We start from the raw sequence: 16,274 nt of genomic DNA on the forward strand, positions 1-16,274 counted from the left end.
TTCTGTGACAGGTACATTAATTAACGATGGTACATGGAATGTACTTACTATTGATATGTCTTCAAATGCAAATTGGGCAACCGGAGGGTATATTACAGGTTGGAGGTTTGATTACAGTAATATTAATTCCGTAAATATGGAAATTGATTATCTTACGTTAACATCATCTCCACCAATTACAAGCAATAGTTTCTCACCATCCACAACGAAAGATTTTATAGTTCGATATGAAGGCATTTGTAATACAACTGCATGCTCTCCTAAGAAAACAATTACTGTAAATGCGGTGCCGACCATTACAGGTGTAACGGGAGGATCACGTTGTGGGACAGGCACAGTAGCATTAAGTGCAACGGCAAGTGCTGGAACAATTAGTTGGTTTGCTGCATTGACTGGCGGGACTGCCTTAACAACAGGTACAAGTTATAGTCCGTCGGTATCAGCAACGACTACCTATTATGTAGATGCTATGAGTACTGGATGTACCACTGCATCCAGAACAGCTGTTGTAGCATCTGTACAAACACCGCCAGATGCTTCTGTATTCGGCGCCAATTCATGGATTGCCTATGTATACAATCAACAAAATTATGTTGCTGCTTCTTTATATGGAAAATATACTGATCCTGGTGTTTCAGCTTCAGATCCAAGTTTTAACTCAACTGTTACGTGGGATATGAATGGAGCTCCATCTGCAGCTGCAAGCTATGTAGGTTGTACAGTAGGTGTTGATAATCACAGTGTCATATACAAACGACAAGGCTTCCCTGCAGGTACATATTCATTGAATGTATTAAACGACGATGCGTGTGAATTATTTATAGATGGAGTATCGGTTTATTCTAGAGGTAGCTGGACTTCAACATTTATAAATGCTATTTGGACTGGAACACTTGGTGCAAGTTCAAAAATAGAATTTAGATGGACAGAAGCAACAGGGGGCTCTGATGGAGCAATCACATTTGTAATTGTACCATCAATCACTAGTACTACTCCAAATTCACGATGTGGAACAGGGACAGTAGCTTTAGCTGCAACAGCAAGCTCTGGAACGGTGAATTGGTATACAGCTTTGACAGGTGGTACCAGTGTTGCAACAGGAACAAGTTATACCACTCCAAGTATTTCAACTACGACTACCTATTATGTAGATGCAACCAATAATGGTGCTACTTCACCTTCAAGAATAGCAGTTGTTGCAACGGTAAATACAATTCCAACAATTACATCTACTACACCAAATTCGCGTTGTGGAGCAGGATCCGTTCCATTAAGCGCAACAGCAAGTGCAGGAACGGTTAACTGGTACACCGTTGCTACTGGTGGAACATCTGTTGCAACAGGAACAAGTTATACTACTCCAAGTATTTCAACTACGACTACCTATTATGTAGATGCAACAAATAATGGTTGTACCACTGCATCAAGAACGTCAGTTGTTGCTACGGTTAATGCCATTCCAACGATATCAGGAACTACAGCAAATTCTCGTTGTGGAACTGGCACAGTAGCATTAAGTGCAACAGCAAGTGCTGGCACAATTAGTTGGTTTGCTGCATTGACTGGCGGAACTGCTTTAACAACGGGTACAAATTATAGTCCGTCGGTATCGACAACAACATCCTATTATGTAAGTACAACCAATTTGGGCTGCACTAGTACACCAAGAACAGCTGTAGTAGCAACCGTACAAACACCTCCAGATACTTCTGTATTCGGTTTAAATTCATGGATTGCGTATGTATATAATCAACAGAATTACGTTCCTTCTTCATTATATGGTAGCTATACGGATCCAGGTGTTTCTGCTACAGATCCAAGTTTTAATTCTCAGACCTCTTGGAATAATGGTGGTGCTCCATCATCAGCAGCAACTTATGTAGGCTGTCCAGTAGGTGTTGATAATCACAGTGTCATATATAAGCGTCAAGGTTTTCCAGTAGGAACTTATAGATTTAATGTGTTACATGATGATGCCTGCCAAATATTTATTGATGGCGTTTCTATATATTCAAATACTGGTTGGACCCCAGATTTTATAGATGGTATTTGGATGGGTACATTGGGCGCAAGTTCTAAAATAGAATTTCGATGGACGGAGGCCAGCGGAGGTTCCTATGGAGCAATTACATTTATAAAAGTTCCAACAATAACAAGTACAACACCCAATACCCGTTGTGGATCTGGTAGTATAACTTTGAGCGCAACGGCTAGTGAAGGAACGATCAATTGGTATGCTGCCTCTACAGGAGGTTCAAGTTTAGCTTCAGGAACAAGTTATAGTCCAACAGTATCTTCTACAGCAACTTTTTATGTAGATGCAACGAATGGTGGTGTTACTACACCTACACGAACAGCTGTTATTGCAACAGTAAATACAATTCCAACGATATCAGGTACAACACCAAATTCACGTTGCGGGACTGGCACTGTAGTTATAGGTGCAACATCAAGTGCAGGAACGGTTAACTGGTACACCGTTGCTACTGGTGGAACATCTGTTGCAACAGGAACAAGCTATACTACTTCAAGTATCTCAGCAACCACTACCTATTATGTAGACGCTACAAGTAATGGATGTACCACAACTACCCGAACTTCCGTTGTTGCTACGGTAAAAATTAGTCCGACAGCAACAGCAGGTGGTTCTGCAACAATTTGTTCAAATGGAACAGCATTGGTTAGTGGCGCAGGTTCTACAAATGGAACAATTGCTTGGACACATAACGGAGCAGGTTCAATTACATCCGGCGCTACAACATTAACTCCAGTATATACAGCAGCGGTTGGTGATGCTGGCAATGCAGTAACGCTTACCATGACAGTTTCAAATAGTCCATGTACAGCAGCAACGGCAACGTATACTGTAAATGTAAAAGCGATTCCAACAGCTACAGCAGGTGGCTCTGCAACAATATGTTCAAATGGAACAGCATTGGTTAGTGGTGCAGGTTCTACAAATGGAACAATAGCTTGGACTGAAAATGGTGCAGGTACATTATCCAATGCAACAACATTAACACCAACCTATACAGCGGCAGCAGGGGATGCTGGCAATGCAGTAACCTTAACGATGACTGTTTCAAACAGTCCGTGTACGGCCGCAACAGCTACTTATACTTTAAATGTAAAAGCGATTCCAACAGCAACAGCAGGTGGTTCAGCAACAATTTGTTCAAATGGAACAGCAACCGTTAGTGGCGCAGGTTCTACGAACGGAACAATTGCTTGGACTGAAAATGGAGCAGGTACAATAACAGCAGGCGCAACAACATTAACACCAACCTATACAGCTGCAGCAGGTGATGCAGGTAATGCAGTAACCCTTACCATGACTGTTTCAAACAGTCCGTGTACGGCAGCAACGGCAACGTATACTGTAAATGTAAAAGCGATTCCAACAGCTACAGCAGGTGGTTTAGCAACAATTTGTTCAAACGGAACAGCGCTTGTTAGTGGCGCAGGTTCTACAAATGGAACAATTGCTTGGACTGAAAATGGAGCAGGGGCAATAACAGCAGGCGCAACAACCTTAACACCAACCTATACAGCCGCAGCAGGGGATGCAGGTAATGCAGTAACCTTAACAATGACTGTTTCAAATAGTCCATGTACGGCAGCAATGGCTACCTATGCGGTAAATGTAAAAGCGATTCCAACAGCAACTGCTGGTGGTTCAGCTACAATTTGTTCAAATGGAACAGCAACCGTTAGTGGCGCAGGTTCTACGAACGGAACAATTGCTTGGACTGAAAATGGAGCAGGTACAATAACAGCAGGCGCAACAACATTAACCCCAACCTATACAGCCGCAGCAGGGGATGCTGGCAATGCAGTAATATTAACGATGACTGTTTCAAATAGTCCATGTACGGCCGCAACGGCAACGTATACTGTAAATGTAAATGCTGGTCCTACGGCAGTTGCAGGCGCTGACATTACAACGTGTTCAAGTTTAGATGCCATTGACATTACTTCCGGTTCGAGTGCTTCGAACCAAGCAAGCATTACTTGGACTTCGAGTGGAACTGGATTGTTTACAAATGCTACATCATTAACAACGGCAACCTATTTGCCAAGTATCGCAGATAAAACAGCAGGAACGGTTACCATAACGTTAACGGCAATCGCTAAAACTGGATGTTCTGATAAGACGGCTACCAAAACAATCACGATTCAAAAGTTGCCATCTGTAACCTTAGGTTCCTATCCAAGCATTTGCTCAGGTACGACGGCTACAAGTGTTGCATATACTTCTCCAATAAATTCGCCGAATCAATATGCAATTGATTGGTCAAATGCAGCGAATGCAGCTGGTATTGCAGATGTAGGGTATACAACATTGAGTGGAGGAACAATACCACTTACAGGATTAATCTCTACTTCTGGTATTTATGGTGCTCAAATATCTGTTCGAAACAGTACAACAGGTTGTTCATCTATATTAAATACTGCTCCATTATGTAGTGAAGCTCCAGAAAATGGTAGTATAACCTTAACTGCTCCTTCCAATGGTACATTTACATCCGTTACCTTTGCAAGTTATGGTACTCCTACCGGAACATGTGGTAACTATGCAGTATCCACATGTCATGCAGCGAATTCTGTTTCGATTATGCAAACGGCAGGTATAGGTAAAAACTCCTTTACATTCGCTGTTACTAATGGCACCTTTGGTGATCCATGTGTAGGTACTGTTAAAAATATGAAGGTTGAAATGGTATATACCGATTTTACACTTACGATTAAAGCTATTCCAACAATAACGAGTGTAACATCAAATAGTCGTTGTGGATCTGGAACAGTTGCATTAAGTGCAACTGCAAGTGCTGGTACAATCAATTGGTATGCTGCTTTAACGGGTGGTACAAGCCTTACTTCAGGAACAAATTATAGTCCAACGGTATCATTAACAACTATCTATTACGTGGATGCAACAAATGCAAGTTGTACAAGTGCTTCACGAACAGCTGTTACTGCAACGGTAAATACAATACCAACAATAACTGTTACCGCTGGTTCACGTTGTGGTACAGGAACTGTTACATTAGGTGCAGTTGCAAGTGCTGGAACGGTTAATTGGTATGCCGCAGCTACTGGCGGAACAGCTTTAACAACAGGTGCAAGCTATACGACACCTTCTATTTCAACAACAACGACCTATTATGTAGATGCTACAAATACGGGTTGTACATCTACACCTAGAAAACAAGTTATTGCAACAATTGATAATACGTGTCCATATACATGGACGGGTGCAACTAATACAGCATGGGATTTAGGAAGCAATTGGAGTCTAGGTTATGTGCCAACAAGTACGAATGCTATTCTCATTCCATCTACAGTTACTTCTGGCAATATGCCCGTCATTTCTACGATAGCTTCTGTAGCAACATTAACGAACAATGGTTCTATTACGCTTGCAGGTTCTGGAATATTTAATGTATATGGTGATATTAATAGCACAGGTACATGGACTTCAGCAACAGGTTCTACACTGAATTTAGTTGGACCTGCGGCTCAAAGTATTACAGGTGTTTCTTCTGTAGCAAATATTACAATTAATAACAGTGCAGGTGTTTCTGTAGCAACAGCAATGACTGTAAATGAAACAGTAACTTTAAAATCAGGTGTATTAGTTACCAATAATAAGTTAACCATCAACTTTGATAACGGTGGCAACATTGCATACAACCCAAGCGATGCCGGTAGTGTAGTAGGTTCTGTAACAGCTACACGAAATCTTAACTACAAAACCCATTACATAGCAGCGCCTTTTGCCGGAGTAACTTCTGCACAAGTACAAGCTACGACACCCTTGTTTGTAGGTAAGTATTGGAAGATGTACACGAAAGATTTTGCAAAACAAAATTGGACGGCAGTGATTACAACTACGCAAAGCATGCCTTTGGGTACTGGTTTCTCATTGTCGTTGCCTACAGCAGCGCCCTTGAATTTATCCGGCACATATACGCATGGCTCAACCTTTAGTAGCGAAGCATATTCAAACGTAGGTGTAGAGAAATATTTTATGATCGGTAATCCATACCCAAGCACCTTGGATTGGGATAATGGGGCAGGCTGGACTAAAACAAATATTGGTGGTTCTATCTATTATTTGAATGCAGCTACGAGTCAAACGGCAAGTTATGTTAGCGGTACTGCAACCAATGGAGGTACAGGTTATGTGCCAGCAATGCAGTCCTTCATGGTCTTGTGTACGGGCACAGGCGGATATTCAAGCGTATCAATTAATAACAATGCACGTATTAGTTTGCAAAACCCATCTTTTTGGAGAGTTGCATCAGAAGATATCATTCGCATTCATTTAACAGGAGAAAATCCAGTATTAACGGATGAAGCAGTGATTCGATTCAATGAATCTGCGACCAATATGTTTGACTTTGACTTAGATGCGACTAAAATAATGAACGGAGGGAAGTATCCATCGGTATATACGCGCGAAGGTTCAAGCCAGTATTCAATTAATTCGTATGCAAGACCAGATTCAGCAAAAGTAATTCCGGTATTGGCTAAGTTGGTTGAAGATGGAACGTATACACTGCGTTTTGAGAATACAAATTCAAGCATACAATATGTATTAATTGATAATCAGTTGGGTGTTGAGCAGCCCATTACCGAGCCATACACTTTTGTTGGCACGAGTAAGGATAGTGTAAACCGTTTTGAATTGCAGTTGAGAGAAAGCGCTGTAACCAACCCATCAATACCGACGGGCTTGCAGTCATCAAACAATACACGAGGCATGCAGATTTATTCTAGCGTAAAAGGCTTTATCCTTCAAAGCGATCGTTTTGTAGGAGAGGCAGTGGATATAGAATTGATGGATGTAACGGGTAACTCGGTAGGAACCATTGGCAACAAAAGTATCACAAGCAATCGTACATTTGTACCTGTAGATTTACCAGATGGTAGTTATATTGTGCGCGTTACGATTGGTTCAGATGTGTTTACGGGTTTGATAGTGTTGGTGAAATAAGATCGTATAAAGAACTTGTCTCCAATGGATTTACTATTTACGGCTAATTTTTGCTTTATATGCAGTTTTGTAGGTTATAAAACTGCATATAAAGCAAAAAAATGTTAACTTTGGTACTGATTGGTTTCTATAATAAATTCAGAAACAATAAATATTTAATTTTATGAAGGTTCAAAAAATAGTATTTGCATTCGTTCTGTTTATCTCTTTACTAAGCGTTTCTTTTGCAGATTGCGGAACATTAAAACCGTGTACTGGGGATGACGGCGATATTCCAGGAAATAATTGCTGTGATGATGTTAATGTTCCTTTCGATGGAGGCGTTAGTTTTTTAATTGCTGCAGGTCTAAGTGCAGGAGGATATAGTATCTTTAAAAAGAAAAAGAAGGCTGAATAATTTTAAATGAAAATCGATTATCCTTCAATCAAGAAGACAATATTGTTAATTATTAAAACGCTTAGTATTTATGCAATACTAAGCGTTTTTTTATATGTTTATTTAGGGCTTATTGACCCAAATGGCTCTATATCATCTCCATTTTTAGCTAAATACAGCCTTATAGATTTACTTTTGAATGGGTTAATTTATCCTGTAAAATTCATATTAACGTTATTTGGATATGACGTTGTTAGTAACGGGCGAAATGTGAGTATCGCACATGAAAGGGGTATATTGATTTTTCATGGGTGTTTGGGTTTAGATATCATGAAAGCTTATGTAGCATTAATTCTTGGCTATCCAGCCAGAAAGAAGATTGTATTTCTGCTGATTGGTTTGGGATTTATCCACTTGTTGAATATTTCAAGAATGCTCTTAATTTTAGTAAGTATAAAAGTGAATCCAGATATAGTAACGCAGTCTCATGATGTGTTAAATATCATTGGTTATGTGTGCATATTGTTGCTTTATTTTTTTTATATAAATAACTATCAAAAGGATATATAATTCGTTGAGAAAGATCAACAATAAACATCCCACAAAAGTCTATAATTAGCTAGTTTCGCAGATATAACTTAACTTACATTAAAATTGGCATTTTAATTATTTCGCATTGATAAACAATGAAATATAGTAATCATAAATATAAAATAATTGCGTTTTTGCTGTTTGTATTACTGAATTCTTGTATTAGTTATAAGAAAACACTGTATTTTCAAGGAGATGCTCTACAATTAGAACCACCGAATCTTTCAGAAACGTATGTTTTAAAAAAACGGGATATGTTACAAATACGAATAACAAGTCCGGAAACAGAACGTGTGCAAAATTCGACTACTGAATCTTCCCAAGGTAGTAGTGGTTCCAATCCATATTTTTCGAATTATTATATAGACGATTCTGGTTACGTAGAACTAATGTTAATAGGTAAAGTTAAAGTAGATGGCTATACCATTATGCAAGTGGATTCACTGATCACACAGAAGGTACAAGAATACATGAATCAAGCTTCAGTAGATGTAAAATTTGCTTCTTTTAAATTTTTAGCTTTAGGTGAGTTTATAGCTCCAGGTCAATATTATGCAAATAATGAAACCTGCACTATTTATGAGGCCTTTGCTATTGCAGGAGATGTAAGCATGTTTTCTAATAAACGTAATGTGCAACTTATTCGAACAATGTCAAATGGTTCTAAAAAAATCTTTCATTTAAATTTGACAGATTACTCTACGTTTACTTCGGAAAATTATTTCATTCAACCGAACGATATCCTATACGTTCAACCCCAACGAGCGAAGATAGACAAACAAAACGTAGCAATTCTTTCAATAGGATTATCTTTAATATCTATTGCACTTGTTGTACTTAGTAGAATAAAATAGATTATAAATAATGGATTCAAACGAAGAAAAGGATTTAATCGATTTTAAAAAGTATCTGCGTATACTTACAAAGTATTGGTATATAGGAGTATGTATTTTGGCCGTATGTTATTTTATTGCCTTTTTAAAAATTCGATACATCACGCCCATATACAGTACCACTACAACCATACAGATAAAAGACAAATCATCGTATTCGTCTAATAATAAAAATTTTCTTGAAGGGGCATCTATGTTTCAGCCTTACAAGAATTTGAAAAATGAAATTGAAATGATTAAATCCTATAATCGAATTCAATTTGTTGTAAAAGAATTAGATGTTACCTGGGATTATGTATTGAAAGGAAAGGTACGGGATGTTGAAGCATACAGAGATGCACCCATACAAATCGAAACGGATTCTAGTTTGATATTAACTAATACGCCTTTACAAATAACGTTAATTGATGATGCTAGTTTTGAGCTGACGGTCCAAACTCCTCAAACACGATTATACAACCCATTCAATTTTAAATACAGTGATTCAATAAATAAACTGTTTTCTGTGAATAAAAAAAGATTCACGTATGGCGAGTTAATACATTTAGGGGCATTTCATTTTAGAATTTTAAAGACACCTTTTTTTTATATTGGAGATAATGTAAATGAATGCATTGTTACTGCCCGTGATTTACATTTTCTAACAAAAAAATATAAGAATAAAATTGATATAACAGAAAATCAGCGGTCTTCTATTATTACTATTTCTTCTTCTGGGCCCATTGTTGCTATGGATGTAGATTTTCTAGCAAAGCTATCTGAGGTATATGTTCGGAAAGAACTCGAAGAGAAAAATCTCATTGCAACCAATACCATCAATTTTATTGATTCACAATTGAATATTATTTCAGATTCTTTGAAATATGCAGAAGACGATATTCAGTCGTATAGAGAAAAAAATAAAATGTTTGGCACCGGTCAAGATTCGGAGGTTATGTACAACCAATTGACAGACTTACAAACAAAAAAAATGACATTAGAAATTCAGTTGCGCTATTATGAATATCTAAAAGAATATCTCTACGCCGACAAAGACGCATCTGAATTGATTGCCCCATCAACCATAAATATCAATGAAGGTATTTTAACTAAATTGGTGGCGGAGTTGATCGCTTTATATCAACAAAGAACTACGCTACAATATTCTATTAGTCAAAAAAGCCCGGTGTATCAAACCGTATTGTTGAAAATAAAATCTACCAAAGAAGCACTTATAGAAACTACAAACAACTTGGTTAAGACGTCTAAATCTTCTATTGCCGATTTGAATCAACGAATACAGAAGGTAGAAAAGGAAATGTCGAGAATTCCCGCAAAGGAACGTAATTTATTAAATATTCAGAGACAACAAACCATCAACGATAATATCTACAATTATCTGTTACAAAAACGTGCTGAAGCAAGTATTGCACGAGCATCAAATTTATCTGATGCGTTTGTTGTAGAAAGTCCTATGGCAGATGAGTATATTCAAATTGCCCCCATTACTAAAAAGATTTATACCAACCATGTATTAGCTGGTATTTGTATAATTTTTTTATTGATAGTTGTGTATGGAAAGTTTGATAATAAAGTGCACAATAAAGAAGAAATTGAAAAAATATTGAAAATAAAAGTATTGGGCATGATACCCTATATTTCAGATAGCAGTGAAAATAAAAATGTTTCTACAGCACCTGGTAGATTGACAGAAAGTTTTCGTTCTATGCGTACCAATCTGCAGTTTCTAATTCAAGGAAAGCCGAATGTTATAATTGGAGTGACTTCATGCATTAGTGGAGATGGTAAATCTTTTTGTTCAGATAATTTGGCACGGGTGTATGCAATAAGTGGTAAGAATACCTTGCTAATACGAGGAGATCTTCGAAAAGAAGTTTCTGTTTTTGATTATAATTTACCTTCAAATTCTAAAGGATTGAGTGAGTATTTAATTGGTGCTGCATCTATTGAGCAAATTTTACATGCAAGTAATTTGCCGAATTTGTCTATTATTATTCCAGGGCCCATTCCACCAAATGCATCTGAGTTGTTTGCATCTGAGAAATTAGAAATACTTTTGAAAAGCCTTAAAGCACAATTTGATGTAATTATAATGGATTCACCTCCTGTTGGATTGGTGTCGGACTATATATCCATCATGAACTTAATGGATATCAATTTGTATGTGATAAGACAAGAATTTACACCTATTGCATCATTGGAAGTAATAAAGGATATAAAGTTGAAGCATAAAAACGCCATTTCACATTCCATTATTTACAATGGCGTAAAGGGCAAGGGGGCTGAAGGCTATTACTATGGATATGGTATGCCTGCTATAGAAAGTAAAGGGTGGAGAAAAATATTTAATACCAAATCTTAAGGCTATAAGTAATGAATCCGAATATAGATGATGAGTGGGATATTATTATTAGTCCAAAATCTTCCTGGTTACATTTAAACCTAGGAGATGTTTGGCGTTTTCGTGATTTGATTTTCATGTTTGTTAAACGTGATTTTATTGCGCAGTACAAACAAACAGTTTTAGGTCCGTTGTGGTTTATAATACAGCCTTTGATTACAACTGCAACATATATAGTTGTATTTGGTAATATTGCAAAACTGTCAACCGACGGGCAACCTGAAATGTTATTTTACATGTGCGGAATATTATTTTGGAATTATTTTTCAACGTCTTTTTTACGTACGTCTGAAACATTCTCTGCAAATGCTGGAATGTTTGGTAAGGTATATTTCCCAAGATTAACAGTGCCTATAGCGAGTGTTTTAAGTTCATTTATATCATTTGGTATTCAGTTTGTGCTATTGATGTGTATTTTCATGTTTTATATACTGAATGGATATGACGTTCAACTGAATGCAGTAATGTTGTTGTTTCCATTTTTAATGATATTAATGGCAGCTCAGGCATTAGGTTTTGGAATCATTATATCATCCATGACAACCAAATATAGAGATCTGAAATACTTAGTTACATTTGGTGTACAATTACTCATGTATGCGACACCTGTAGTATACCCGATGTCTGCAGTAACTGATATCCGCTTACAATTGTTCTTAAAATTGAATCCCATTACTCCTGTCATTGAAACGTTTCGCTATGGTTTGTTGGGCTCTGGTACCTTTAGTTGGCAAGACTTAGTGTATTCATTTATCGTATCTTTTATTGTTTTGCTTCTAGGTATTGCCTTATTCAATAGAGTTGAAAAAACATTTATGGACACGATTTAATAACAAAGATAGATGTCTAATAGTGTTATAAAAGTAGAAAATGTATCTAAGATGTATCGCTTAGGTACTCTAGGTTCCGGTTCACTGGTTTCTGATGTAAACCGATTTATTGCTAAGGTACGTGGTAAAGAAGATCCCTATGCAGTCATTGGCACCAATGACCGAACAGTTAAAGCAAATAGTGAATATATTTGGTCTTTGAAGGATATTAATTTTGATATCAAACAGGGAGATGCAGTTGGTATTATAGGACGTAATGGGGCAGGTAAAAGTACGCTTTTGAAAATCCTTTCTCGAGTAACTGCGCCAACAACAGGTACACTTAAAATCAAAGGTCGTGTAGCTTCCTTATTAGAAGTAGGTACGGGTTTTCATCCAGATCTTAGTGGCAGAGATAATATTTTTATGAATGGCGCTATTTTAGGGATGTCACGATTGGAGATTCGATCAAAGTTTGATGAGATTGTTGACTTTGCAGGAGTAGAAAAATATATCGACACGCCTGTTAAAAGATATTCTTCAGGCATGTATGTACGATTGGCTTTTGCTGTTGCAGCGCATTTAGAGCCTGATATTTTAATCGTAGATGAAGTGTTGGCTGTAGGTGATGCAGAGTTTCAAAAAAAGTGTCTTGGTAAGATGCGAGATGTAAACAATAAAGATGGTAGGACTGTTTTGTTTGTGAGTCATAATATTCCTAGTATTCAAATGTTGTGTTCTTCCGCTATTTTATTGAGAAATGGCGAATTGGAAAAAAAAGGAACAGTTCCAGAAGTTATACGGGCATATACATTTAATGAAAATCAGGTAATTGAATCTGATTTATCTAAGAGAGTAGACCGAAATGGTAATGGTTTGGCTACTCTAATGAAAATAGAGTTATTTGATCAATATTTAAATCCTATTCAAAAAGTAATAACTGGGACGTCATTGACAATAAGATTGTTTTATCATTTTAACAATACGAACAAAAATGATTTAGTTTTTAGAATAATATTTTTGGATATGGATGGCAATATTCTATTCCTTTGTAATAATGAACATTCCAATAAATTGTTTTCTAATGAAGAATCGGATTTTTTTGTGGATTGTACTATTCCCAAAATTCCGTTATTTCATGGAGAATTTCGAATAAATATATTGTGTCATTCAAAATCATTAGGCGTTTTGGATGAAGTTGAATCGGCGATGAAGTTGGAAGTTGAAGAAGGTGATTTTTTTGGAACAGGTAAAATACCTACACTTAAAAAAGGAGTTTTGGTAGATCATTATTGGAAAGAATATTGACGTGCGTATCTAGGGAAGTAAACTTTAAGTATAAGTAAAAGCAAATAGTATATTATGTTTGAGAATAATCAACTCTAAAATGTTATAAGTAATATTGTAATTATCAAAAATGTTCCTGCTAATAAAATTTAATACCAATAACTTTCTTATGTATTTATAATATTAATTGTAATGAATCAATGAGTAATTTATTATTTATAATATCCCAACCTAGGTCCGGCTCAACCTTATTACAGGCAATTCTTTCTAATAATAAGAAAGTTAATACAGCGAGCGAACCATGGATTTTATTGCCATTTATTTCATTTGAAAACCCAGAAATACAAAGAGGAATATACAATTCAAGTTTGGCTACCTCTGGCATTCAAGATTACGTTAAAAATGTGGGTGGTAACCATGACCTTGTAAAAGAATCTTTACAAACTTTTTTTAAAAATGTATATTCTCCTTTAGATTCTAAAGATATAGAATATATTTTAGATAAAACTCCGAGATATTATGAGATTTTACCATTAATAATTGAGTATTTTCCAGAAGCTAAAATTATTGTTTTAAAGCGAAATCCACTTGATGTTATACAATCTATTATAACAACATGGGATGTTAAAAATTATCATCATTTAGCAAATTATTCAAGAGATATTTTAAATGGACCTTTTCTTATTCAGAAATTTTTGGACGAAAATAATTCTAACCCCAATATTATAGAAGTATTTTACGAAAATCTTACGATAGAACCCGAGAAAGAAATAAAGAGATTGTATTCTTGGCTAGGATTAGAGTTTACCGAAGAAGTATTAAATTATAAAAATAACAATAAGGTAACAGGTTTAATGGGTGATAAAAAAGGATTTATTCAAAAGGGAAAAATAATAGATGTTAAATCTCATGTAGAGTGGAGTAAATTTTGGAATGTGTTTTTTGTAGGCTATTTGGATTTTTTAGGTGAGCGTTTTTTAATGAGATATGGAAACTATAAATTCAATATTAAATTACATCCTACAACTGAATTTAATGATTTTAAATTTGCAGAAAGACTTAATTATTTTAATAATAATGAATTAAAAATTACCAATTTATTGAAATTGATTTTTTATAAAATAAAGTCAAAATTTAAATCTGAGTATAAAATCTAAGTATGAATGGATTTCCAAAAATATCAATAGTTACACCAAGTTTCAATCAAGGAGAATTTCTAGAAAAGACAATACTTTCTGTTTTGGATCAGAATTATCCTAATTTAGAATATATAATAATTGATGGTGGAAGCACTGATAATTCTATTGATATAATAAAAAAATATCAACATCGTTTAACGTATTGGAAAAGTGAAAAAGATAATGGACAGTACGATGCAATTAACAAAGGGTTTAAGTATGCGACAGGTGAAATATTTGGTTTTCTTAATTCAGATGATATATATTATCCCTGGACATTAGCAACGTTGGTTTCATTATTTGAATCTCAAAAAAGTGTTGATTGGGTTACGAGTTTGAGCGTTACTCAACTTAATGCTGCAGGTGTTGTTTTTGCAAAAGGTACATTAGCACCTATTTCAAGTAAAGCATTTCTGGATGGATTATACATACCAGGTAAGTTTGGATTTGGTGTAATTTCTCAAGAAGGGACCTTTTGGAGAAGTTCTTTGTGGTATAAAGCTGGCGGAATAAACCTTAATTATAAACTTGCAGGCGACTTTGATTTATGGTGTAATTTCATGAAATATTCTCTTCCATATTCGTTAGAGTTGCCTCTTGCAGCAATGACAAGACACCAAGATCAACGATCAAATCAACACGTACAATATATTAATGAATGTGAAATTGCTTTAACTGAATTGAATCTTTCTTTCAATCTTAAAAAAAGATTCAAAGACACCTTTCGAATCTCCTTATTAAAAATACTTCCCAATAATCGGATTTTTTGGAGCGTATTTAAATATGTATATTCTTACAAATGCAAAGTAATAAATCCTTTTTTTAATGATGAAAGTTTTGAATTAAAATGGATTGTGTCCGATATGTTAATTTATAATCGAAAATAACAAAATGAAGAAGAATCTTGTATTAGGAGCCATAAAAGGGTATTCTTATGAAATGTTGTCGCCTTTTGTTTCGTCCTTTAAAAAAGTCTCTTTTAATGACGATGTTGTTTTATTAGTAAATGGTATTTCCAATGAAACTAAACAAACCCTTGCAAAGGAGGGTGTGAAAACTTCTGAATTTTCTTATAGAGGAAGTGGAGCTTTAAATTCATGGAGTAGATTTTGGCCCTTTTTGAATCCTTTGTTTTTAAATGGGTATAATCCTTTTAGTCGGTTTGTTTTGAAGAAAATTTTATCTCTTCAAATTGTTCGGTTTCTTCATTATAAAGACTTTTTAATAGCAAATAGAGATAAATACGAGTATGTATTATTAACTGACGTAAGAGATGTTTATTTTCAGTCAGACTTTTTTCAGAAAATGAATGATGGAAGAGTTCAATGCTATGAAGAATATCTCAAAATTGAAGACGAAAAACTATTTAATTCAGATTGGATTTTAAAGCTATTTGGTCAAGAGATATTGAAGAAAATTGAACACAATAAAATTCTATGTTCAGGAACTATTGTCGGCTCTGTGGAAAATATGATTAAATTTTTAGATGCGTTTGAAAAAGTTCTATATAAATGTAAAGATGTGTCAGTCTGTGGTATGGATCAAGGGATTTTCAATTATATAATAAGGGAATGTTATTTAGATCACGTAGTCATAAATAAGTATGGTTCTGGAAACGTATTGACAGTTTCAAATAGTGACAAATCAGTATATAATATAAAGGACAATATGGTTTTATATGAGAATAATACTATAATATCCATCTAGAATCGTTATATGATTCCCACTGAGATACTTAG

At 35.4% G+C, this 16,274-nt stretch carries 10 protein-coding genes; all 10 read left to right on the forward strand.

Translation table 11 applies throughout. The annotated features are described in order from the left end of the window. The first annotated feature begins 55 nt into the window (after positions 1–55). Positions 56–7,000 (forward strand): hypothetical protein, encoded by a 6,945-nt coding sequence (locus tag Q0543_RS09470; protein ID WP_299251840.1) that lies wholly within the window; start codon positions 56–58, stop codon positions 6,998–7,000. A gap of 163 nt (positions 7,001–7,163) precedes the next feature. Next, complete coding sequence (locus Q0543_RS09475) at positions 7,164–7,397, forward strand: PID-CTERM protein-sorting domain-containing protein (RefSeq protein ID WP_299251843.1); 234 nt, start codon at positions 7,164–7,166, stop codon at positions 7,395–7,397. 6 nt (positions 7,398–7,403) lie between these two features. Further along, a complete protein-coding gene (locus Q0543_RS09480; RefSeq protein ID WP_299251846.1) occupies positions 7,404–7,946 on the forward strand; it encodes an exosortase/archaeosortase family protein in 543 nt (180 codons plus the stop codon). 116 nt (positions 7,947–8,062) lie between these two features. Then, positions 8,063–8,821, forward strand: a complete 759-nt coding sequence (locus Q0543_RS09485; protein ID WP_299251848.1) for a polysaccharide biosynthesis/export family protein — start codon at positions 8,063–8,065, stop codon at positions 8,819–8,821. A gap of 10 nt (positions 8,822–8,831) precedes the next feature. Next, positions 8,832–11,222, forward strand: a complete 2,391-nt coding sequence (locus Q0543_RS09490) for a tyrosine-protein kinase (RefSeq protein WP_299251851.1) — start codon at positions 8,832–8,834, stop codon at positions 11,220–11,222. Positions 11,223–11,233: 11 nt separating this feature from the next. Next, positions 11,234–12,091, forward strand: coding sequence for an ABC transporter permease (locus Q0543_RS09495; RefSeq protein ID WP_299251854.1), 858 nt, complete (start codon positions 11,234–11,236; stop codon positions 12,089–12,091). 12 nt (positions 12,092–12,103) lie between these two features. Continuing rightward, the gene (locus Q0543_RS09500) at positions 12,104–13,378 is read left to right on the forward strand and encodes an ABC transporter ATP-binding protein (protein ID WP_299251857.1); all 1,275 of its coding nucleotides are present in this window, start codon (positions 12,104–12,106) and stop codon (positions 13,376–13,378) included. 179 nt (positions 13,379–13,557) lie between these two features. Continuing rightward, positions 13,558–14,514, forward strand: a complete 957-nt coding sequence (locus Q0543_RS09505; RefSeq protein WP_299251860.1) for a sulfotransferase — start codon at positions 13,558–13,560, stop codon at positions 14,512–14,514. Between the two features lie 2 nt (positions 14,515–14,516). Beyond that, a complete protein-coding gene (locus Q0543_RS09510) occupies positions 14,517–15,422 on the forward strand; it encodes a glycosyltransferase family 2 protein (protein ID WP_299251863.1) in 906 nt (301 codons plus the stop codon). Between the two features lie 4 nt (positions 15,423–15,426). Then, positions 15,427–16,242, forward strand: a complete 816-nt coding sequence (locus Q0543_RS09515) for a hypothetical protein (protein ID WP_299251866.1) — start codon at positions 15,427–15,429, stop codon at positions 16,240–16,242. Positions 16,243–16,274: the final 32 nt, after the last annotated feature.

This window comes from uncultured Cytophaga sp. (genome assembly GCF_937863595.1).
In the GTDB taxonomy this organism is placed as follows: Bacteria; Bacteroidota; Bacteroidia; order Cytophagales; family Cytophagaceae; genus Cytophaga.